General features: G+C 30.8%; 23 protein-coding genes. All 23 read right to left on the bottom strand.

Going from position 1 to position 23,086, the window contains the following annotated elements; genetic code table 11:
* Positions 1 to 117: 117 nt before the first annotated feature.
* The 23 genes from DMR38_RS06255 to DMR38_RS06145 all read right to left on the bottom strand — a co-directional run bounded on the left by DMR38_RS06255 (position 118) and on the right by DMR38_RS06145 (position 23,071).
* Complete coding sequence (locus DMR38_RS06255) at positions 118 to 1,842, bottom strand: ATP-binding protein (RefSeq protein WP_127720488.1); 1,725 nt, start codon at positions 1,840 to 1,842, stop codon at positions 118 to 120.
* Positions 1,843 to 1,854: 12 nt separating this feature from the next.
* Positions 1,855 to 2,550 (bottom strand): response regulator transcription factor, encoded by a 696-nt coding sequence (locus DMR38_RS06250; protein WP_127720487.1) that lies wholly within the window; start codon positions 2,548 to 2,550, stop codon positions 1,855 to 1,857.
* A 15-nt stretch (positions 2,551 to 2,565) separates the two neighbouring features.
* Positions 2,566 to 3,276, bottom strand: coding sequence for a peptidoglycan editing factor PgeF (gene pgeF / locus DMR38_RS06245; RefSeq protein WP_127720486.1), 711 nt, complete (start codon positions 3,274 to 3,276; stop codon positions 2,566 to 2,568).
* Positions 3,277 to 3,430: 154 nt separating this feature from the next.
* Positions 3,431 to 3,886 (bottom strand): transcriptional regulator NrdR, encoded by a 456-nt coding sequence (gene nrdR / locus DMR38_RS06240; protein WP_127720485.1) that lies wholly within the window; start codon positions 3,884 to 3,886, stop codon positions 3,431 to 3,433.
* A 67-nt stretch (positions 3,887 to 3,953) separates the two neighbouring features.
* Positions 3,954 to 4,220: a YlmC/YmxH family sporulation protein gene (locus DMR38_RS06235; protein ID WP_127720484.1), complete on the bottom strand. Its 267-nt coding sequence runs from the start codon at positions 4,218 to 4,220 to the stop codon at positions 3,954 to 3,956.
* A 289-nt stretch (positions 4,221 to 4,509) separates the two neighbouring features.
* Complete coding sequence (gene sigG / locus DMR38_RS06230; RefSeq protein WP_065077497.1) at positions 4,510 to 5,283, bottom strand: RNA polymerase sporulation sigma factor SigG; 774 nt, start codon at positions 5,281 to 5,283, stop codon at positions 4,510 to 4,512.
* Between the two features lie 73 nt (positions 5,284 to 5,356).
* The gene (gene sigE / locus DMR38_RS06225) at positions 5,357 to 6,064 is read right to left on the bottom strand and encodes an RNA polymerase sporulation sigma factor SigE (RefSeq protein WP_023163094.1); all 708 of its coding nucleotides are present in this window, start codon (positions 6,062 to 6,064) and stop codon (positions 5,357 to 5,359) included.
* 48 nt (positions 6,065 to 6,112) lie between these two features.
* Complete coding sequence (gene spoIIGA / locus DMR38_RS06220) at positions 6,113 to 6,910, bottom strand: sigma-E processing peptidase SpoIIGA (protein ID WP_127720483.1); 798 nt, start codon at positions 6,908 to 6,910, stop codon at positions 6,113 to 6,115.
* Between the two features lie 224 nt (positions 6,911 to 7,134).
* Positions 7,135 to 8,244, bottom strand: coding sequence for a cell division protein FtsZ (gene ftsZ, locus DMR38_RS06215; protein ID WP_013237895.1), 1,110 nt, complete (start codon positions 8,242 to 8,244; stop codon positions 7,135 to 7,137).
* 18 nt (positions 8,245 to 8,262) lie between these two features.
* Positions 8,263 to 9,534: a cell division protein FtsA gene (ftsA, locus tag DMR38_RS06210; RefSeq protein WP_127720482.1), complete on the bottom strand. Its 1,272-nt coding sequence runs from the start codon at positions 9,532 to 9,534 to the stop codon at positions 8,263 to 8,265.
* 385 nt (positions 9,535 to 9,919) lie between these two features.
* Complete coding sequence (locus tag DMR38_RS06205) at positions 9,920 to 11,194, bottom strand: glycosyltransferase family 2 protein (RefSeq protein WP_127720481.1); 1,275 nt, start codon at positions 11,192 to 11,194, stop codon at positions 9,920 to 9,922.
* 134 nt (positions 11,195 to 11,328) lie between these two features.
* Positions 11,329 to 12,384, bottom strand: a complete 1,056-nt coding sequence (locus DMR38_RS06200; RefSeq protein WP_127720480.1) for a type IV pilus twitching motility protein PilT — start codon at positions 12,382 to 12,384, stop codon at positions 11,329 to 11,331.
* A gap of 273 nt (positions 12,385 to 12,657) precedes the next feature.
* Positions 12,658 to 13,359 carry an RNA polymerase sporulation sigma factor SigK gene (gene sigK, locus DMR38_RS06195; RefSeq protein ID WP_127720479.1) on the bottom strand — a complete coding sequence of 234 codons (702 nt, stop codon included), beginning with the start codon at positions 13,357 to 13,359 and terminating at the stop codon, positions 12,658 to 12,660.
* 78 nt (positions 13,360 to 13,437) lie between these two features.
* Positions 13,438 to 15,102, bottom strand: a complete 1,665-nt coding sequence (locus DMR38_RS06190; protein ID WP_127720478.1) for a penicillin-binding transpeptidase domain-containing protein — start codon at positions 15,100 to 15,102, stop codon at positions 13,438 to 13,440.
* A 76-nt stretch (positions 15,103 to 15,178) separates the two neighbouring features.
* Positions 15,179 to 16,405, bottom strand: coding sequence for a U32 family peptidase (locus DMR38_RS06185; RefSeq protein ID WP_127720477.1), 1,227 nt, complete (start codon positions 16,403 to 16,405; stop codon positions 15,179 to 15,181).
* Between the two features lies 1 nt (position 16,406).
* Positions 16,407 to 17,054, bottom strand: a complete 648-nt coding sequence (locus tag DMR38_RS06180; RefSeq protein ID WP_127720476.1) for an O-methyltransferase — start codon at positions 17,052 to 17,054, stop codon at positions 16,407 to 16,409.
* A 57-nt stretch (positions 17,055 to 17,111) separates the two neighbouring features.
* Entirely contained in the window at positions 17,112 to 18,935 is a 1,824-nt protein-coding gene (gene typA, locus DMR38_RS06175; RefSeq protein ID WP_127720475.1) for a translational GTPase TypA, read from the bottom strand.
* Between the two features lie 174 nt (positions 18,936 to 19,109).
* Entirely contained in the window at positions 19,110 to 19,469 is a 360-nt protein-coding gene (locus tag DMR38_RS06170; RefSeq protein ID WP_127720474.1) for a YlbF family regulator, read from the bottom strand.
* A 34-nt stretch (positions 19,470 to 19,503) separates the two neighbouring features.
* Positions 19,504 to 21,171, bottom strand: a complete 1,668-nt coding sequence (locus DMR38_RS06165; protein WP_127720473.1) for a ribonuclease J — start codon at positions 21,169 to 21,171, stop codon at positions 19,504 to 19,506.
* A gap of 39 nt (positions 21,172 to 21,210) precedes the next feature.
* Complete coding sequence (locus DMR38_RS06160; protein ID WP_013237884.1) at positions 21,211 to 21,669, bottom strand: Fur family transcriptional regulator; 459 nt, start codon at positions 21,667 to 21,669, stop codon at positions 21,211 to 21,213.
* A gap of 234 nt (positions 21,670 to 21,903) precedes the next feature.
* Positions 21,904 to 22,164, bottom strand: coding sequence for a DUF1292 domain-containing protein (locus DMR38_RS06155; protein ID WP_127720472.1), 261 nt, complete (start codon positions 22,162 to 22,164; stop codon positions 21,904 to 21,906).
* Between the two features lie 178 nt (positions 22,165 to 22,342).
* On the bottom strand, positions 22,343 to 22,756 hold the full coding sequence (gene ruvX, locus DMR38_RS06150) for a Holliday junction resolvase RuvX (RefSeq protein WP_127720471.1): 414 nt from the start codon (positions 22,754 to 22,756) through the stop codon (positions 22,343 to 22,345).
* Positions 22,757 to 22,819: 63 nt separating this feature from the next.
* The gene (locus tag DMR38_RS06145; RefSeq protein ID WP_013237881.1) at positions 22,820 to 23,071 is read right to left on the bottom strand and encodes an IreB family regulatory phosphoprotein; all 252 of its coding nucleotides are present in this window, start codon (positions 23,069 to 23,071) and stop codon (positions 22,820 to 22,822) included.
* Positions 23,072 to 23,086 lie beyond the last annotated feature (15 nt).

The raw sequence follows: 23,086 nt of genomic DNA, 5'->3' as shown, positions 1-23,086 counted from the left end.
ATGTATTACTACAATGTTTATAATATCCCTCAAAGGTTACTCCTTTATTACATCCATGTTAATTAAAATTAACATCCATACTTATTTTTTAAGTACAGATGTTAATTCATTGCTTAACTATATATTTTCATTTTTACTATTATCATCTAGAGGAATTTTAACTGTAAATTTACTCCCCTTTCCAACTTCACTTTGGAGGTCTATAGTTCCACTAAGTCCTAAAACTATGTGTTTTACTATAGCAAGTCCTAGTCCTGTTCCACCCTGACTTCTGGATCTAGCTTTATCCACTCTATAAAATCTTTCAAAAAGTCTGTGTTGATGTTCTTCTGAAATTCCTACACCGTTGTCCTCTACCCATAGAACGCAATTGTTGTCTTGAAGCATTGTTCCAACTTTTATCGTACCACCATTGTTAGTATATTTTATTGAATTGTCCATGAGGTTTATTACCATTTGCTTAAATCTATCTGCATCAGCCCATATGCTAGGTACTTTATCCCCTATTTTTTCTATCTTAATATTCTTTTTATCCGCTGCAGTTTTCATCATATAACATACATCTCTTACTATATCGTCTATTTTTACTTCCCCTAATTTATCTATACTATTGCTTTCTATATGAGAAAGAGTTAATATATCATTTATTAACCTGGTAAGCCTATCTGCTTCATCGTTTATTATATTTAAAAATCTATTTTTATTTTCAGAATCATCTACATATTTTAAAGTTTCTGCAAATCCTTTTATGGAAGTAAGTGGAGTTTTTAATTCATGAGAAACATTAGCCACAAATTGAGACCTCATGTTTTCCAACTTTTTTATATCCGTTATATCTTGAATTACTGCCACTTTACCTATTTTTTTACTGCTATTTATGATATATGCTGTTTTTATCCTTAATTCTCTCTCTCTTGGCCACAGTATTTTGATTTCCCTGTAGTCATCTTCCATACTTTTAAATATTTCTTCTAACTCAAAATCCCTTATATTATCTATCAAACTTTCACCTATTATATCTTTCTTTATTCCAAATATCTTTTTTGCATAGGGATTTATCATTATAATATTGTACTTGGTATCAACAGCTATTACACCACTGTCCATACTTTTAAGTATTGCCTCTAGTTTATTTTGCTTATCTAGAGAATCCTTTAGGGTACTCTGGAGAGCATCTGCCATACAATTAAATGTATTACCTAACTCCTCTATTTCATCCTTAGAATTAATTCTCACTCTTTTATCCAACTCTCCACTTGCTATACTAGCTGTAGTATATTGAAGCTTTTTTATAGGGTCTACTATGGACTTTGAAAGCTTTAAGGCAAATACTATAGAAACAAGTATGGAAAAAAGGGTTATAATTATATAATATTTAAAATAATTATCCTCAAATCCCTTAATTGTCTGCATGGTAAATGCACTTCTTACTACATATCCATCTTTAAATATAGTGGCAAAATAAAGTGTTTTTTTACCCGTAGTATCACTGACTCTTATATCATAACCAGTCCCACTTTTTCTTGCTTCTTGAATTTCCTTTCTGTGATTGTGATTATTCATATCCTTTTCTACTGCCACAGAATCACTTATTACTTTGCCATTCCTGTCTATTAAAGTTTCTCTTATAAGTTTATTTTCAAATTGTTTTTTAAAAAAACTTCCCCCATTATCTATCTTTTCATTTTTCAGTACATTTATTATAATCTGGTTATTCACTTTTAAAGTTTGTTTCATGTTCTCAATGTATTCGTGATTTTCAATTACTATAAATAATACAGTTGTTATAACCATACTAAATATGAGAGTACAGAGCATTGAAAGCGTTAATCTTTTTTTCATTTTTTTCACCAACTACTCTTCTGAATTAAATCTATAACCAATACCACGAATAGTTTCAATATACTTAGGTTTTTTGTCGAAATCCTCTATTTTTTGTCTTAAATGTCTTATATGAACATCAACTGTCCTAGTTTCTCCAACATACTCATATCCCCATATTTTATCTAGTAAAAAATCTCTAGTCATTACTCTTCCTCTATTTTTTATAAGCATTTTTAAGAGTTCAAATTCTTTTAAGGTTAATTCTACCTTTTCTCCATTTTTAATCACTTCATGTTTATCAAAATCTATGCTTACCTGTCCAAATACATAGCATTTATCTATAGGTTTTACTGAAGTTCTCCTGAGTACAGCTTTAACCCTAGCAATCAATTCCCTTATGGAAAAAGGCTTTGTCATGTAATCATCTGCTCCAAGTTCTAGTCCTAGTACCTTGTCAAATTCCTCTCCTCTGGCAGTTATCATTATTACAGGAATAAAAGATATGGCATTGTCCTTTCTTATTTCTTTACATACATCATATCCATCCATTCCAGGCAACATTACATCCAGTAAAATTAACTGAGGCATCTCTTCCCTTACAATTTTCAGTGCATCTATCCCATTTCCTGCCACAATAGCCTTATATCCATTTTTCTCAAGATTAAATTTAATAAGTTCACAAATATGTTCTTCATCATCTACTATCAATATCTTTTCTTGTAACATAATAATCCCCCATTTTTATTTTAGATAAATAAACGAAAACATTCTTCCATAGTCTTTGTTTTTTCTATAAGAATGCATTTCATATTCAGTATTACAATAGGTACATATATCTAAATATTTTATATTTTCACTTTCTATACCTCTGTCCTGGAGTTGATACAATATACATTTTTTTAGGTCAAGATTTCTATCTCTAAATACATCTTTAAATCTATAAAAATCAGAGTTTTTAAATTTATCCTTTAATTCTTCCCCAACTTCATAACAGCAGCTGTGAATATGCGGTCCTACACATACTATTATATCCTTAGATTCACTTTTGAAATCCCTTTCAAGTTTTTCAATGGTTTTAGAAAGGATACAAGCTAAAGTGCCTTTCCATCCACTGTGGACTGCTGCTATAACCTTATTTTTCTTATCATATAAAAGTATTGGTATACAATCTGCGTTAAAAACTCCCACAGCTGTGTTAATCTCATTTGTAATTATTCCATCTGCGTCCTCTTCATCTTGGCCTGTATAAACTATACTCTGGCACCCATGGACTTGATTCAAATATCCCACAGTTTTTAAATTAAACCAACTTTTTAAATTTTTAATATTTTTCTTTCCAGAATCTGTGGATTTATTAAAGCTCAAATCATTTTTAGCTGTTGAAAATATTGCTTCTGCACCTGGCAAATCTATTTTTATAAATTCATAACCTTCTACTGTAACCTTTTCCATATTAATCCTCCATCTAGAATTTACTTCAAAACCAAAAACATATTTAAAATTATCTTAAATATATTTTAACATTGTTTTTTTAATTGATGGGACTATAAATATCTTTTAACTTTAATTTAACATAAAATAAATGGTATGCCTTTAAGCACACCATTTATTTATTTGAAATAAGATTTTTTATTTCCTGCATAAAAGTATTTATATCTTTAAACTGCCTGTAAACAGACGCGAACCTGACATAAGACACTTCATCCACCTTTTTTAAATTCTCCATAATAATTTCCCCTATCTCCGAGGAACTTATTTCTGTAATCATGTTATTATTTATCTTTTTCTCTACTTCATCGGTTATATTTTCAATTTGTTTTCTTGAAACAGGACGTTTTTCACAAGCTTTTATCAATCCATTTAATATTTTTGTCCTGTCGAAATATTCTCTATTCATATTTTTCTTTACAACTAAAATGGGTACATTTTCAATTTTTTCATAAGTGGTATATCTTCTATTACACCTTAAACATTCTCTTCTTCTTCTTATGGCCATATTGTCATCTGTAGATCTGGAGTCCACTACTTTAGTTTCATTGTATCCACAATAAGGGCATTTCACTTTAATTCACGTCCTTCATATAAGATAGTATACATATTATAATTATATACTTATCTTGTGGAAACTTCTACTCCTCTACAAGATTTTTTCCATCGACCAAAATTACATCTACACCTATTTTTTTTACATTATCCCAGGGTATTTCTATATCTTCATTTTTTCCAAATAAAGATATTTTAAAAGTTTGAGATGGTAAAATAATTGACATTATCTTGTGGTCTTCACAATTTATCTTTAAATCTTTTATAAAACCTAATTTTGCACCCGTATTTATATCTATTATTTCCATATTTCTTAGATTAGTTAAAGAAAATAAATCTCCTTCTAACTCCATTTATGTACATCCCCCATTTTTATTATTTCTTAACTTAACTTTAGCAAGTTAAGAATTTATAATGAAGAATTAATAGTGAAGGATGATTTTTAGCTATCGCAAAAATCTTTAAATTTATATAAGTCAGTACCTAGTAATGTTTTGCTTTAGCAAAACAAGCCTTCAAAAATTTAATTAAAGATTTTTTGTAGTGTAACGAAAAAATCCACATTAACTATTAATTTTTAATTCTTAACTATTAACTAAAAAGTTGAGTTTCTAATTATTATAAATTAAACATTATACCTATTCATATATATTTTCGCATATGCCTTAAGGCAGTTTTCTCTAACCTAGATACCTGTGCTTGTGATATACCTATTTCATCTGCCACTTCCATCTGAGTCCTTCCATCAAAAAATCTTAAATTAAGTATTAATTTCTCCCTGTCATTTAATTTTTTCATGGCTTCTTTTATCGATATGTTTTCCAACCAATTTTCATCCAAATTTTTAGTATCACTTATTTGATCCATTACATAAATTGCATCACCACCATCATGATATATGGGTTCAAACAGTGAAACTGGATCCTGAATGGCATCCAATGCAAATACCACTTCCTCTCTTGGTATATTTAATTCCTCTGCTATCTGTGATATAGTTGGCTCTTTATTATTTTCCCTTATTAATTTATCTCTAACTTGAAGTGCTTTATAAGCAATATCTCTAAGAGATCTACTTACCCTTATGGAATTATTATCCCTTAAGTATCTTCTTATCTCTCCTATAATCATAGGTACAGCATAAGTTGAAAATTTAACATTTTGACTTAAATCAAAGTTGTCAATGGCTTTTATAAGCCCTATACATCCTACTTGAAATAGATCATCTACATTTTCTCCCCTGTTATTAAACCTCTGTATTACACTTAACACCAATCGTAAATTACCCTTTATAAACTTTTCTCTGCATTCATTATCTCCCTGCTGCATTTTTATTAAAAGTTCTTTCATTTCCTTTCCCTTGAGAACTGGCAATTTTGATGTATTTACGCCACAAATTTCTACTTTATTAATTATCATGTAATCAGCCCCTTTAGAATATATAGCATTTTAAGTATTTACTAAGAAGCTGAGTTTTATACTAAAGACAACCCTATAACATTTTATTTATTTCTTTTCTAAGTCTCTTTATTATTCTCTTTTCAAGCCTTGATATATAAGATTGTGATATTCCAAGTAAGTCTGCAACTTCTTTCTGAGTTTTTTCACTTTTGCCATTTAATCCAAACCTTAGATTAACTATCTCCTTTTCTCTGTCACTTAATTTTTTCATGGCTAGCATTAGAAGCTGCTTATCCACTTCATCTTCTATAAAATTGTAAACTACGTCATTGTCCGTTCCTAAAATATCAGAAAGCAATAATTCATTTCCATCCCAATCTATGTTGAGTGGTTCATAAAAAGAAATTTCTGCCTTTGTTTTACTATTTCTTCTCAGATACATGAGTATTTCATTTTCTATACATCTAGAAGCATAAGTAGCTAATTTTATTTTTTTCTCAGGATTAAATGTATTTACTGCTTTTATAAGTCCTATGGTACCTACTGATACTAAATCTTCCACATTTACCCCTGTATTTTCAAACTTTCTAGCTATATAAACTACCAAACGTAAATTTCTTTCTATAAGAGTAGATCTTACCTTCTCATCTCCAGAAACTAACTTCAAAACCAAATCTTCTTCTTCTTTTTTGCTAAGTGGAGGTGGTAGTACATCATTTCCCCCTATATAATATATATTTTTTATTGCAAATTTAAATTTTGTAAGTATTCTGTTCAACAATATTTTTAACCTAAGCATAATCATAGCCTCCATCATTTAATTTCCTTTTACACAAGCACATGCCGCCTATATCACTCCCCTAGAAAGAAGTGCATGATAATCATCAAATTTACTCAATTTATCCTTACAAATAGCAATTATAACTTCTCTATATTTAGTCTCTTGTCCAAAATCTATTTTTACTACATCTGGTTTAAATCCCTGAAGCTTGCCACACTTGCCGTTTATAACTCTATAGGGTATGTAGAACTTATCCATTCCCTCCAGATTTATATTTTCAAATACAGATTTCTCAACTATCACTACTGGCAAATTGGTAGCTGGCTCCCTAAGCTCGTTCCCGGTATCTAAAAATGCCTTTACAGTCTTGCTTTTGTTTTTGAATACAATATCTACATCATAAATTAGTTTAAACATCTTGTTCCTATCCTTAACATAAATTACTAACCTATCAATTGTTATGTACAACACCATGATAGAAATAAAAAGCCATTCATAAGGGAAATTAATTATCACATAATCTCCTGTATAAGAGCAATTACTATATTCCACAAACATACAAATACCTGCTAGCAGCATAGAATATAAAATAAATACAGCTGAAATTTTGAAATTACATATAAATCCCCTATTACCAAAAGAAATATAAATTAGCATAGCTGCTACCAAAATTTTAAAATAGAAAGCAGAAAATACATTTAAGGCTGGATAAATTAATGTAACCGTATAACCACTTCCTATAACTGCAGCTAAAATTATAAATTTAAGTTTTATCTTTAACTTAAGAGTTCTTCCTGTAATATACAACAGAAAAAAGTTTACTATAAAGTTTATTAACATTAGCAAGTCTGCATATACTACCAATTATAAACTCACCTCCACCTTTGTTTTCCTGTATTTACCTTTATTATATACTTATATATTTCAAAATTTTGTCATTTCTTAATCATATACAATATTTTTATTTTCTATATTATGCCATGAAATCTTTTTTTAGTACTATTTAAAATCATTTCAATTAAAATGATTTACGTAAAATTAGATAATAAAAAATCCGTGTATAGCTTTAAACTATACACGGATTTTTTCTACTTTCTCTGTCTCCTTAGGAAAGCCGGTACTTCCAAATTATTTTCATCAATTTTCTCATATTCCACAGAAGCTGCTGCTTCATCTTCATTATTCATCATACTTCGCCTTGAAGATTTGATATCGGATTTTGTCTCCCTCTTAACTTCATCTTTTCCCGTTTCAAAACCTGTAGCTATTACAGTAATTCTTATTTCATCTTTTATTTCCTCATCTATAACAGCTCCAAATATTATGTTTGCATCAGGATCTGCTGCATCTTGAACTATCTCTGCAGCTTCATTTATTTCTAAAAGCCCTAGATCCTGTCCACCTGTTATATTCAAAAGTACACCAGTAGCCCCTACTATGGAAGTTTCAAGAAGTGGACTTGATATTGCCTGTTTTGCTGCATCCTGTGCCCTATTATCACCATTTCCCTTACCTACACCCATATGTGCAAGACCCTTGTCTATCATAATTGTTCTAACATCTGCAAAATCCAAATTTACAAGTCCAGGTATAGTAATTAAATCGGATATACCCTGAACACCTTGCCTTAATACATCATCTGCAAGTCTAAAAGATTCCATTAAAGTTGTCTTTTTATCCACCACAGAAAGCAATCTTTCATTTGGTATTGTAACCAAAGTATCAACTTTATCCTTCAAATCCTTTATTCCCATTTCTGCATGAAGCATCCTCTTTCTTCCTTCAAAAGGAAAAGGTTTAGTAACCACTCCTACAGTAAGTATGCCCATTGATTTTGCAATTTCTGCAATTATAGGAGCTGCCCCTGTACCAGTTCCACCACCCATACCTGCTGTAATAAATACCATGTCCGCACCTTTTATAGCTTGAGATATTTCATCCTTATTTTCCTCTGCAGCTTTTTTTCCTATTTCAGGATTTGCCCCTGCACCAAGTCCTTTGGTAAGCTTATCACCTATTTGTATTTTTTGCGATGCTTGTGAAAGCATTAATGCTTGCTTATCTGTATTTATAGCTATAAATTCAACATTTTTTAATCCTTCTTTTATCATTCTGTTTACGGCATTGTTTCCTCCACCACCGCATCCTATTACTTTTATCTGAGCAAATTGTTGAACATCAACATCAAAATCTAACACAATACCCTGCCTCCTTTATTAAAAAAAATCTGTAAAGAATTGTTTTATTCTTGATACAAAACTACTATCTTTATTTTTTTTACTTGTTTTTTCTTCTTGATCTGTTTCCTCATAATCACATATATCTTTATTTTTAATTGGATCTGTAAATGCCGCATTTTTAACTTTTATTGAATTTGAAACATCTTTTACTACTCCAACTGCTGTAGCATACATAGGACTAGCTGCTCCTATATATTTGGGGACTCCAATTCTTACAAGCTTCTTCAACACACTTTCACCAAATTTTTCTATTCCATTTATAGCAGCCATTCCGCCTCCTACCATAACTACTCCCGAAAGTTTATCATAATACTCTGAATTTCTTATTTCCCTATCTATTATAGAAAATAATTCTTCTACCCTAGCTTGTATAATTTGAACTAAAATATTATAGTCAACCTTTACTTTGTTATTATAATCAGCGTCGACTTCTATCTTAAAGTTTTCTTCATCATGGTTTATTTCAAGACTTCCATATTTTATTTTGAGTTTTTCTGCCTCTGAAGCAGAAAGTTTTAAACAAACTCCAATATCATTTGTTATTATATTTCCACCTAAGCCTATAGTACTTATACTCCTCAAATTTCCACCCTCATAAATATAAATATTTATAGACTCCGCTCCTGCATCAACCAGAGCTACTCCACGTTGAATTTCATCCTCTTTTAGTACTACTTCAGATATAGCTATGGGTTGAAATACTACCCCTAAAACCTTTATTCCTGCTTTATTTACACTTTTAAAAATATTATTTACTATTGCTGACTGAGCCATTATTATTTGTGAGTCTACTTCTAATCTTAATCCGCTCATACCTATGGGATCCTTTATTTTGTCATAACCATCAATTATGTATTGCTCAGGTATTACCCCTATTATTTCTTTATCATTTGGAACTGTAATAATTTTAGATGCTTTTAAAACTCTTTTTACATCATTTTGTTTTATTTCACGATCTTCTGAAGATACGGCAACTACACCTTTATTCCAAATAATCTCACTTATTCCTCCTGGTAAAGATATATACGCTTCTGATATTTTAGTATCAAGCATTCTTTCTAGAGAATTTATACATTTTTTTATAGATTCTGAAGTATTATCTATATCTACAACTATTCCTCTTTTCACTCCCGTACAATTTGAAGAAGTTATACCCATTATCTGTACTCCAGCATGTTTGTCCACTTTTCCAGCAGCAGCACATATATTGGACGAACCTATATCTATGCCAATTATATACTCATTCATTAAAGTATTTTTTCCCTCCTTTGCATAAACATAATTCCTAGATTCAACTTTTTGAATCTTAGAAGACGTTATCCATGTACGTAACCGCTCCCCAATTTCATAAAGTAAAGATCTTTTTACATTCATACATTTTTTATTATAAACATAAAATATTATCACATATTAGAGCACGAGCAGGTAGTCATCGGATAAAGAAAACTATAGGAAATACACATCCAAAATATATATTCAACAAAAAATCTAATTTTCCTCTTATATTTTATCACATTTTAATAAAAACTCAAATTAAGTTAAACAATATTAAATTAATTTGGGAATAAATCCTGTTCAAATACACCCCAATAGGGGAAAAGACTTGCAGCCTTTTCCCCCTATAAAAATTTATTTAATTAGCTTTTTCTAAATCTTTTATCTTTACACTTCTACTGTGAATAGTATGATTCCATTCTTTATCGTTTTTGTATATAATTCCTTGAAGAGAAATTGGAAACCATGTTATAACATATAGAGGATAAATTATGTAATACCCAAATATCCTAAGATCTAATTTTTTTTCTAAAATAAGTACAAAAGGAGTATATACAAATTGTAATATAGAAAATAGTACCGCTATAATCGTAAACAAATCAAAATTTATAGAGTATACAACTGTATTGAAATTAGATATTAAATTATATGTCTTCATAAAATATTGAATTACACCACTTATAGCAGAAATTCCTATAAGAACAGTTACTATAGGTTGAATACTATAAAATGCACAATCAAGAAGTACAAAATTGCAACTTTTTATTGATTTTATCAAAAGTTTAAAAAAATATCTGCTGGATACATCTGCAAATCCCTGCATCCATCTTTTTCTCTGTTTCCAAGACTGGAAAAGCGTAAGTGGCTTTTCATCATATATTATGGCATCATGAGCCCATCCTACCTTATAACCATTCAATATCAATTTACATGTAAACTCCAAATCTTCCGTAAGACACGTGGCACCCCAACCTAATTTTTTTAAAACAGTTATGTCTATGCAAAAACCAGTTCCACCAAGTTGAGTTGACAGACCTAAATTACTTCTAGCTAGTTGAAACATCCTGTTACAGGTCCAAAATGCTATAGAATAACTTCCTGTAATCCACGTATCACAAGGGTTCTTACTATCCAAATAACCCTGAACAACTTTATAGCCTTTGCAAAGCTGCTTATTCATCTCCTTCAAGAAATTTCTATTAACCAAATTATCAGCATCAAATATAGCAACAGCATCATATTTTTTTTTCATCTTAAAGATCTTATCAAACATCCACTCCAGTGCATAACCTTTACCTCTTTTTCCTTCGGTAAATCTTTCATACACAATGGCTCCTTTTTTTCTAGCCTTTAATGCAGTTTTATCTGTACAGTTATCTGCAATTACAAAAATGTCATATAATGCCTTAGGATAATCAAGTTTTTTTAAACTTTCTATAATATCATCAATTACAACTTCTTCATTGTGAGCTGCAACAACTAATGCAAAACTTTTTTCTGGTTTTACCTCTACAGTATCTTTCTTTCTTCGTATGCCAAAAATTGATATAAACAAATAATAAATAGATATTATATAAACTGTATAAGTTAAAACACGAGAGGCATTATGAATTAATTCCTTAAAAATGCTCAATTTAATCCCCCCTAATTCAAAGTTATTTTAGCACAAATAAAATTTAATTACTATAGTAATTATAATAATTAATTAAAATATTTTAGTTATGTAAAAAAGCAGCACTTGAAAGTTCTACTTTTTTACATAAATCTCTATAAAGAAATTATTTTAGTTATTATATTTGCATCACAAGCATAAGCAATGGCAGATTCATAAGATATTAATCCTTTTTTATAAAGTTCTGCCAGTGCTATATCCATAGTCTTCATGCCATACTTTGATCCTGTTTGCATTGAAGATTCTATTTGATAGGTTTTTCCTTCTCTTATCATATTTTTAATGGCAGGAGTGGCGATCATAGTCTCAACTGCTGCCACTCTTCCCTTACCATCTTCTCTATGTATAAGCTGCTGAGATACTATTCCCCTTAAAACTGCTGCTAATTGTATTTTTATCTGCTGTTGTTGATAAGGTGGAAATACATCTACAACTCTATCTATAGTTTTAGCTGCTCCTATAGTATGTAACGTTGAAAATACCAGATGTCCAGTTTCAGAAGCAGTAAGCACAACAGATATAGTTTCAAGGTCTCTCATTTCTCCCACTAAAATTACATCTGGATCTTCTCTAAGCACTGCCTTTAAGGCATTAGCATAGCTAATAGAATCTTTCCCTATTTCCCTCTGATTTATTATAGACTTGTTGTGCTTATGTAAATATTCTATAGGATCTTCTAGAGTTATTATATGTGAAGCTCTTGTACAATTTATTTCATTTATCATAGCTGCTAAAGTTGTACTTTTTCCACAACCTGTAGGACCTGTTACCAAAATCAGTCCTTTTTTATAAGATAAAAGATTTTTTATTACCTGTGGAAATTTAAGTTCATTTAAAGTAGGTATTTTCAATCCTACAACTCTCACTGCAATAGCATTACTCCCCCTTTGCTTAAAAACATTTACTCTAAATCTACCAAGCCCAGCTACAGAAAATGATATATCGATTTCTCCAATTTTCATATATTTATCATAATCTTTATCTAATATTTCTTTACTAAATCTTTCTGTATCTGCTGGCTGTAATTTTTCCTTTCCAAGTACTTCAAGTTCTCCATTTACTCTTATTACAGGAGGTATACCTACAGTAAGGTGCAAATCTGATGCCTCTTCTTTAATAGTTATTTCTAATAAGTCTTTTAGTGATAGCAATTTAAGCTCCCCTCTCTAATCCATCTATATTTTCAATAATTATTTTATAGAATAAAATTTTAATTACAAAATTTAAAAGTTATTTATAAAATTATATTATACCTTATTATATTCGTCATTTATGTCTACTTTTTTATAAATAATTTTACTTTTATCCAAAGTTATTTATAATTATTAAAAAATAAAATAAATTCCATATGCATTTACATAAAATTGTTCAAAAATACATAATGGAATTTATTAAAACCTTTACTCTCTAAGTTTCATCCAAAATTATCCTGTACCGTAATTTAATTCTTTGTACAACTTTTTTAAAGCTTTTTTTTCAATTCTTGATACATAAGATCTTGATATTCCTAGAAGCTTAGCTATCTCTCTTTGAGTCCTTGGTTTTCCCTCCAACAGACCATATCTCATTTCCACAACACTTTTTTCTCTTTCAGATAAACAAGTGTTTATTTTAGAATATAATTTTTTTACCTGTAATTTTTGTTCTACAATCTCAATTATAGAACTTTCATCACTACTGAGAACATCCATAAGAGATATTTCATTTCCTTCTTTATCAACACCTATAGGATCTTCCAAGTATACTTCATTTCTAATTTTCTTATTATTTCTTATAAGCATCAATATCTCATTTTCTATACACTTTGCTGCATATGTTGCGAGTCTAGTTCCCTTAGACCTGTCAAAAGAATCTATTGCTTTAATAAGCCCAACTGTTCCAATGGAAATTAGCTCATCTACTTCTTTACTAGGATATGAATATTTTTTTACAATATGTGCTACTAATCTTAAATTTCTCTCCACTAAAATACTTTTAGCAAGCAAATCTCCCTGTTCTAATTTTTTGAGATAATATTCTTCCTCTTCATCACTTAAGGGTTGTGGAAATGAACTACTATTTGTAACGTAAGCCGTCATAAATACTACATTTCCCAGGATATCTAATAAGCAATTTGTTAAAAACACTTGTTGCTCCTCCTAACAGTGCTTATTAATATACTATGAATATATTTTAAAAAAGTGCACACATAAATAAATTTAATTTCACTTTAAATACTGCTGTACTTTCAAAATTATATTTTTAAAAATAGGGGCTGCGGTATTTCCACCACTTTGGCTGTCTTTATTTATATCTTTAACAAAAACTACCATTGAATAATATCTTCCATTTGCTTTAAAAAAGCCTGAAAACCATCCATCTGAGTGTTCCTGTGCAGTTTTGCTGCTCCCAGTAAGTTCCATCCTCTGTGTGCTTCCAGTTTTTCCTCCTACTTCCATGCCATTTATATACGCTGATTTTGCTGTACCCATGTCAACTACATTTATCATCTGCTTCTTCATTTCCTCTGCTGTAGATTTCTCAATTACAGCATTACTTGTAGTATTAACTTCTCCTATAATATTATTTTTATCATCTACATAACTATCTACTATGTACGGTCTAACATATACTCCATCATTTATAACTGTATTAGGTATGCTTATAGCTTCTAGTGGAGTTATTCTGACATTTTGACCTATAGCCGCAAGTCCGAGACTTCCATCACTATAACTTGGGTTTTTCACCTCAAATCGGCCCTCTTTTTCACTATCCAAATTTAATACTTTCTCAAACAATCCTTGAGATTTTGCATTGTCATAAAAATTATTAAATCCAACTTTATTACCTATTTGAGAAAATATATCATTACACGATAGTGTAAGTGCTCCTTCTGGAGTCAAAGTTCCATGATGTGATTCATCTTTTTCTTCATAAAGTCCTCTGCATGTAAACTTATCATTTACATTTATAATATTCTTATCAAGTCCTGCTTCCTCCACTAAAACTTTAAATATAGATCCAGGGAAAAATCCATGATTAGTAGAAACCCCTAAATTTACATTTGGCTTATTATCATCTTTTTGCACTAGAGCCTTTATTTTTCCTGTATTTGCCTCCATTAAAACTACACCAATCTGACCATAGTTTTTATTTTCGCTGCTATTTAACACTGCTTTTATTTTATCTTCTATATCTTTATCTACAGTCAACCTAACATTTACATTATTTTTAGGTGAATTGGTCTTTTTTCCTATTATATTTCCATTTACATCCCTTTCAAATACTACCTGGGGTTTTTCGTTATTCTTAGTTTTATTGTATATCTGCATTTCTAAAGAACTTTCAGATTTCATTTTATTATCCTGGGTTCTTCTAGGATTTTCAAGTAAATTTTCTATACTCCACACTCCACTCCTATTTAATGGGGAGTATATATAGGTATAAAATCCATTTACACCCTTTACATCTTTTAGTTTATTATACGTGCTTGCGTCAATTTCATAATATACTTTTTGACTGCTATTTAGTGCAGCTATCTTAGACAAATCATAGCTACTATTATAATTTCTAAGGGTGTATACAAGTGTCAAAACTTTCTCTGAATCTGCATTTTGATTATCTTTTAAAAACACTTGCGGCAATATTACCACATAATATTTTTTATTGTAACTCATAAGCTGCCTTCCATAAGAATCAAACAATTTGTAATTGGCATCTGTTAGATCTTCTTTGTAAGAATACTGAGAGTCTGCCATTACACTTAATTTGTTCCATCTAAAATATTGGACCTCTAATATTTTAAAATATAATACTGAAAATATTAAAATAATTACTATAAATAAAAAATACTGTCTTTTTTTAATTACATTTCTATTAATCTCGAACATAAAAAAACACCTCATCTAGACTAAAATTTTGTCCAAAATAAGGTGTTTTATTCATAATATTATTATTTTACCACATTTATTTATCGTTTTTTGCTTTTAGAAGCATATCTCCCTTTTCCATTTTACTACTTACTTTAGCTGTAAATATCATTTGAGCTACGGGTGCCGATTCTATTTTTTCTCCCTCTTCATTCCTCATATCACAAAGGCGTATACAAAAGCCATCACCTTTAGGCCTAAGCACTTCTACTTCATCTTCATCAAAAACCTTATTTCTCTGCTCTATAACAGCCCTTTCTTTAAGGGTATCATACTCTTTCACTATTCCTACTATGTCATAATTTCTTATATATGAAGAGGTTTCATATATCTGTCTGCCTGGGTCTCCAAAATAGAATCCAGTATAATACACTCTATGGCTTGCTTTCATTAAATCATCCAACCATACTTTTTTAAATTTATAGGAATCTGGATTTTGAAAATAGGCATCTATTGCCCTTCTATAAGCTTTTACTACAGTAGCCACATAATATGAACTCTTCATTCTTCCTTCTATTTTTAACGAATTTATACCACTGTTAACTAGTTCAGGAATATGCTCTATCATACATAAATCTTTAGAATTTAATATATAAGCTCCTCTATCATCTTCAAATACCGGAAAGTATTCCCCTTGTCTTTTTTCTTCCATCAAATAATATTTATATCTGCACGGCTGGGCACATTGACCTCTATTGGCATCTCTTCCTGTCATGTAATTTGAAAGTACACATCTACCAGAATAGGACATACACATTGCGCCATGGACAAAAGCCTCTATTTCACAACTCTCCGGTAAATGGCATCGTATCTCATTTATTTCTTTAAGCGATAATTCTCTTGCAAGTACTATTCTCTTTACTCCTTGGTTGTGCCAAAACATAGCTGATTTCCAATTCACATTATTGGCCTGTGTACTTAAATGAAGTTCTAAATTTGGGACAACTTCTTTCGCAGTCATTATTATCCCTGGATCAGATACAAGTATTGCATCTGCTTTTAATTCATACAATTTTTTTAAGTAATCTTCCATTCCCACTAAATCTTCATTATGAGGAAAGACATTTACAGTTACAAATACCTTTTTACCCCTTTTATGGGCATACTCTATTCCTTCATTTAATTCATTATCTGCAAAATTATCTGCAAAAGCTCTTAAATTAAGTTTGCTGCCTCCAAGATAAACTGCATCAGCACCAAAGTTTATAGCTGTCTTCAGCTTTTCAAGATTACCAGCTGGTGCTAGAAGTTCTGGTTTTTTCATCTTAATTCCTCCTCACTGTAACAGCTATACCATCTCCCATAGGTATAATTGATGTTATAAATTTATCATGATCAGATATGGTATTTAAGTACTCTCTCATTCTTTTTACTATAGTTATCTTTCTTCTCTTCACCAATTCATCTGAGGCAATCATTCCCCTAAATAATGCATTATCTGCTACTATCATGCCTTCTTCATTTAAAAGTTTTAAACAATAAGGTAAAAAATGATTATAGTGTGCTTTGCCTGCATCCATAAATATAAAATCATATTGTTCCTGCATACTTTTAAGTACTTCCAGGCAGTCTCCTTCTATAATATCAATGTGCTGCTTAAATTTATATTTTTCTACATTTTCCCTGGCGATTTCTATCATGTGCTTATCTCTTTCAACTGTTGTTATATGACTTTTTTTGTGAGAACTTAAGCTCATGAGAATAGCAGAGTAACCAATTGCAGTTCCAAGCTCTAAAATTTTTAAGGGCTTTTTCACAGTTATCATAAGTTCTAAAAATCTTGCCACTTCCTTATGGACTATTGGAACAGAATTTAATCTAGCGTACTCTTCCATCTCATTTAATATTCCATCATGTTCTCCTATCAATGATCTTATATAATTTTCCATGTATTCATATGCAACACCGCTCATTTTTTCCTCCAAAATAACTTCAAATTAAATAGTTATTCTTATTTGTAAAAACTTTTACTATTTTCTCCTTGCAGCCTTTTTTCTAAGATCTGTATTTAATATCCTCTTTCTCATTCTTATGCTCTTAGGAGTAATCTCCACTAATTCATCCGATGCTATAAACTCTAGTGATTTTTCAAGACTCATTTTGTTTACAGGAACTAACTTTAATGCATCATCTGCACTTGAAGTTCTTGTATTTGTCAAATGCTTCTTTTTGCATACATTTACCTCTATATCCTCAGCTCTTGAACATTCACCAGCTATCATTCCCTCGTATACATCTGTTCCTGGTTCTATAAAAAGCATTCCTCTTTCCTGAGCATTAAAAAGTCCATAAGTTATAGCTGTACCTGGTTCAAATACTACAAGTGAGCCCCTTGTTCTTTCCGGTATATCTCCTTTGTATTCTTCATAACTATCCAATACATGGTTCATTATTCCATTTCCCTTGGTATCTGTCATAAACTCATTTCTAAATCCAATAAGTCCCCTTGCTGGTATTTTAAATTCCAATCTTGTATATCCATTAACTGCTGAAGTCATATTTACCATTTCAGCTTTTCTAGGTCCAAGTTTCTCCATAACAATTCCCATAAACTCTTCAGGTACATCTATAGTCAAATATTCAATAGGTTCTAATTTTTTCCCATTTTCTTCTTTATATATAACCGTTGGTTTTGAAACCTGGAACTCATAACCTTCTCTTCTCATAGTTTCTATTAAAACTGAAAGATGTAGTTCTCCTCTGCCGCTTACTATAAAGCAATCTGGTGAATCAGTTTCTTCAACTTTAAGAGCAACATTTGTTTCAAGTTCTTTCATAAGTCTGTCTCTCAAATGTCTTGAAGTTACATAATCACCTTCTTTTCCAGCAAATGGTGAGTCATTTACCATAAAGTTCATACTCAACGTAGGTTCATCTATATCTACAAAAGGAAGAGCTTCTGGTTCTGAAGCATCTGCTATAGTTTCACCTATGTTTATATCAGGAATACCTGATACCGCAACTATATCACCAAGTTTTGCTTCATCTACCTCTTTCTTTTTAAGGCCATCATAAACGTAAAGGTTAGACACTTTTACATTCTCTATTTTATTTCCTTTTCTTATAAGTGCAACCTGCTCATTTTTCTTTATACTTCCTCTTGTTATTTTTCCTACACCTATTCTACCTACATATTCATTGTGATCTATAGTTGTAATTAACATTTGAAGTGGCATATCTAAATATCCCTGAGGTGGAGCCACATTCTTTATTATTGCATCAAATAAAGGTTCCATATTGTCTGATTCGTCTTCCATCTCTTTTTTAGCAAAACCTGCTTTTGAAGAACAATAAACTACAGGGAAGTCAAGCTGTTCATCATTAGCACCTAACTCTACAAATAAATCAAAAATTTCATCCAATACCTCAGAAGGTCTTGCATCCGACTTATCTATTTTATTTATAACAACTATTGGTTTTAGTTTTAATTCCAATGCTTTTTTCAAAACAAATTTTGTCTGAGGCATAGGTCCTTCATAAGCATCTACTAATAATAAGACACTATCTACCATTTCAAGTACACGTTCTACTTCTCCTCCAAAATCTGCATGTCCTGGTGTATCTACTATATTTATTTTAATTCCTTTATGCATTACAGAAGTATTCTTTGATAGTATAGTAATACCTCTTTCCTTTTCAAGATCATTTGAGTCCATGACTCTCTCTTCAACTTTTTCATTTGATCTAAATATATTGCTTTGTCTTAATAATGCATCTACCAATGTGGTCTTACCATGATCGACATGGGCTATTATTGCCACATTTCTTATATCATTTCTTGTAAACAAATTCATTATTACTCCTCCAATTTTACACTTAAACTGACTAAACATATTAAAATTCTGAATAAATACTCAAAAAAATTGGATACTTTCCTGTATCCAATTTAAAGTAACATATTTATTTTAATATCATAGTGTTAAAAAGTCAACTTTCTAAACGTCATTCTAATGGTTTTCACGTAAAAACTATTTTTTATTTTTACCTGTTCCAAAAGAAAAGTCTATTCCTATGGCATCATTTAGCATCTTTAATACATTCTGCCACATAATGCTGAATCTCTGTTCTGTCTGTATATACTTGTTTACAGAAGGATTCATAGATACTACAGAACCTATATTTTTAAATTTTTGTTTAGTTTTCTCAGAGACCTCTCCGTTTTGCATTTGCTCTGAATAAGCCTCCATTTGTATTTTTCTAAAATCATCTAACATTTTTATATTTGCTTCACTTTTTTCTATTTCTTTACTTGCCTCTCTTAATAACGTCACTTCTTCACAGTTTTTAAGTTCTGCTGCAAGCTCACTTGCTTTACCAGATATACTCATTTTAACCATCCTTCCTAGACAATATTTTCAAACACTATATTTCCATAATTATAGGTAATATCATTGGTTTTCTCTTTGTCTTTTCGTATAAGAATGATCTGAGGACTTCTTTTACATTTGACTTTATACTTGCCCATTCAGTAATGTGTTTCTCCTCACATTCATTTAATGCACCTCGTACAAGTTCCTTTGCTTCTTCCATTAAATCTTCTGATTCCCTTACGTATACAAACCCTCTGGATATTATATCAGGACCAGCAATAACAGTACCCGTTTGTTTTTCAATGGTAATTACTACTGTAAGTATACCATCTTGTGAAAGATGTCTTCTGTCTCTTAAAACTATATTTCCAACATCTCCTACTCCAAGTCCATCTACAAATATCTGTCCAGATACTACTGTACCCGTTTTCTTTATAGAGTCTCTGGAAACTTCTATTACATCTCCATTATCTGCTATAATTACATTGTTTGAAGGCATTCCTAGGCTTATGGCAAGGTCTTTATGCTGCTTCAAATGCCTGTATTCTCCATGCACTGGCATAAAAAATTTAGGTTTTACAAGAGTATGAATTAATTTTAACTCTTCCTGACAAGCATGACCTGAAACATGCACATCTGCCAATGCTTCATATATTACTTCTGCTCCCTTTTTAAACAGTTGGTTTATAACTCCAGAAACTAATTTTTCATTTCCAGGTATAGGATTTGCTGAAATTATTATCGTATCTCCTGGAATAATATTTACTTTCTTATGTTCGGAAGCTGCCATTCTTGAAAGAGCCGACATAGGTTCGCCTTGACTTCCAGTAGTTATTATAACTATTCTATTACCCGGATATCTATTTATATTATCTATATTAATAAGAGTATTCTTTTTAATATCTATATATCCTAAATTGGTAGCTACCTCCATTATATTTTCCATACTTCTTCCAGAAATTGCAACTTTCCTGTCATATTTTTCAGCAGCAGTAATTACCTGCTGTATTCTATGAATATTAGAGGCAAATGTAGCCACTATTATTCTATTTTTTGCAAGTGAAAAAAACCTTTGAAAAGTTTTTCCTACAGTCCTTTCAGACATAGTGTACCCCGGTCTTTCTACATTAGTACTATCTGCTAACATAAGGATTACACCCTTTTTACCCAGTTCTGCAAGCCTGGCAAAATCAATTACACTTCCATCAATAGGTGTATAATCTACCTTAAAATCGCCAGTATGAAATATAATGCCTATTGGTGTGTGTATTGCAAGGGCAGTTGAATCAGCTATACTATGGCTAGTTCTTATAAATTCCACAGACATACTATCCAATTTAATTACGTCCTTTGCCTTTACACACTTTAATTTTACTACATCATTTAAGTTATGTTCTCTTAACTTACTCTCAACAATACCCAGGGTTAACTTCGTACCGTACACAGGAACATTGATTTCTTTTAGCACATAAGGTAACGCTCCTATATGGTCTTCATGTCCATGAGTTAAAAATATTCCTCTCACCCTGTCAATATTCTTTTTCAAATAAGTAATATCGGGTATAACTATATCTATGCCCAGCATATCTGCATCTGGGAAACTCATGCCACAATCAATTACTATTATGTCATTTTTATACTCTATTACTGTAAGATTCTTTCCTATTTCACCTAGACCACCTAATGGAATGACTTTTACTTTATCTTTTTCTTTACGCAAAAAAATCTTCCCTCCTTTTTATATTTTAGTTTCTTATACTTATTTTGATTTTTTTGTACATTTATTACATATGCCATAAAATTTCAAACTATGGTTTAAAATTTTAAAATCATACTTTTCTTCTATCTTTTTTTCTAAAGGTTCCAACAAATCATCCGTTACTTCAATTATCTTAGAACATTTAGTACATATTAAATGATGATGCTGATGGTTTTCTTCTTCATGTACTATTTCGTATCTATTGCATCCATCCTCTAAATCCAATTTACATATAACACCTATATCCTCTAAAAGCTGTACTGTCCTGTAAACTGTAGCCAAACCAATTTCAGGGCATTCACTCTTAACCTGATCATATATTTCTTCTGTAGTAAGGTGTTTTCCTTCATTTCTTATTATAATATCAACCACAGCACGCCTCTGTGGCGTAAGTTTATATCCCTTTTCTTTTAAGCTATTTTTTAATCTCTCTATTTCTGAAGAGGAAAGTTTTGGCATTACTATACCCCATTTCAACCTAAATTTGTCCCATGACCACCTTTTCTGCTGTTAAACTGTGTGTGATAGTAGTATTTCAGATGATAGCCATCGGATAAAAACACTGTTTAAAAATTACAATACTATAAGTTTAATATAGTATAAAGTTATTGTCAATTGAAAATCAATTAATATAAAAGCTAAAGGCTAAAAGTTATCTAAGCCACAGCTTTTAGCCTCTAGCTTTTATATTAACTAAGCTTCATTTCCAAATAAACCTTCGTAAACTTCTAAAACCCTATCAAATTCATCCTCATCTTCTACTGTTACAAGAACTTCTTCTCCATTATCATCTTTTACTATTTTAAGTGCTATAGCGGTATCTTCATCAGCACATTCTTCAGGCACCGCAATTATATACTCTTCTTCCTCTATATCAAATTTAGTAACCACCTGGAACTTAACATTTTTCCCATTTTCATCTTCTAATATTAAATCTGCTGCGTTATTATCCATATTGAGTTTTCCTTTCTTCCAAATCCAAATTTATTCAATAACTACTCTCTTTAACGCTTAACGATACTTTGTAAAAACTCTTCACAAAAATTATAGATTTTAGTTTTCTCATTTTCTTCAAGGATATGATAAATAAAGGCTGTATCCCTTAATAAATTCAAATAAATTTCACTTGATACTATTTTGAAATGCTATCCAAATATCCTTGAAGTATATAAATGGCCGCCATCTTATCTACTATTTTTTTTCTCTTTGCCCTAGATAAATCTCCCTCTATCATAGCTCTATGAGCCGCTACAGTAGTTAATCTTTCATCCCACATCTCTATGGGTACTTTTATACTTTGCCCTATAACCTTGCAAAAACTTAACACTTTTTCACTCTGAGGACCTAACGTACCATTCATATTTTTAGGAAGCCCAGAAACAATAAGTTCCACACCATATTTTTCACATATAGACTTTAATTCCTCAATGTCCTTTTCCTGATTCTTTCTTCTCACAGTAGTGATTCCTTGTGCCGTTATCCCAAGTGGGTCACTTAGTGCCACTCCTATAGTTCTGTCCCCTATATCTAATCCGAGTATTCTCAAACTTTCACTCTCCTACTTTTTATTATTCTCATATTTAAAATAAAAATGTCCAAAAGGACATTTTTATTTTATGTCTAAGTATGCTTTTAAGACTTCTTCAAGTATTTCATCTCTCTCAAGCTTCCTAACCAATGACCTTGCTCCGTTATAATTTGTTATATACGTTGGATCACCAGAAATCAAGTATCCCACTAATTGATTTACTGGATTATAGCCTTTTTTAATTAGCGAATCATAAACCTCAGTCAATATTTCCTTTGTCAATGCTTTTTTACTTTCAGAAATGTCAAACTGAATAGTATTATCGTTGCTCATATATATCACCCCGCT

Origin of the sequence: Clostridium sp. AWRP (assembly GCF_004006395.2) — a bacterium.
Classification (GTDB): domain Bacteria; phylum Bacillota; class Clostridia; order Clostridiales; family Clostridiaceae; genus Clostridium_B.
Note: the sequence above shows the minus strand (reverse complement) of the source record. Positions and strands in the feature narration are given on the sequence as shown.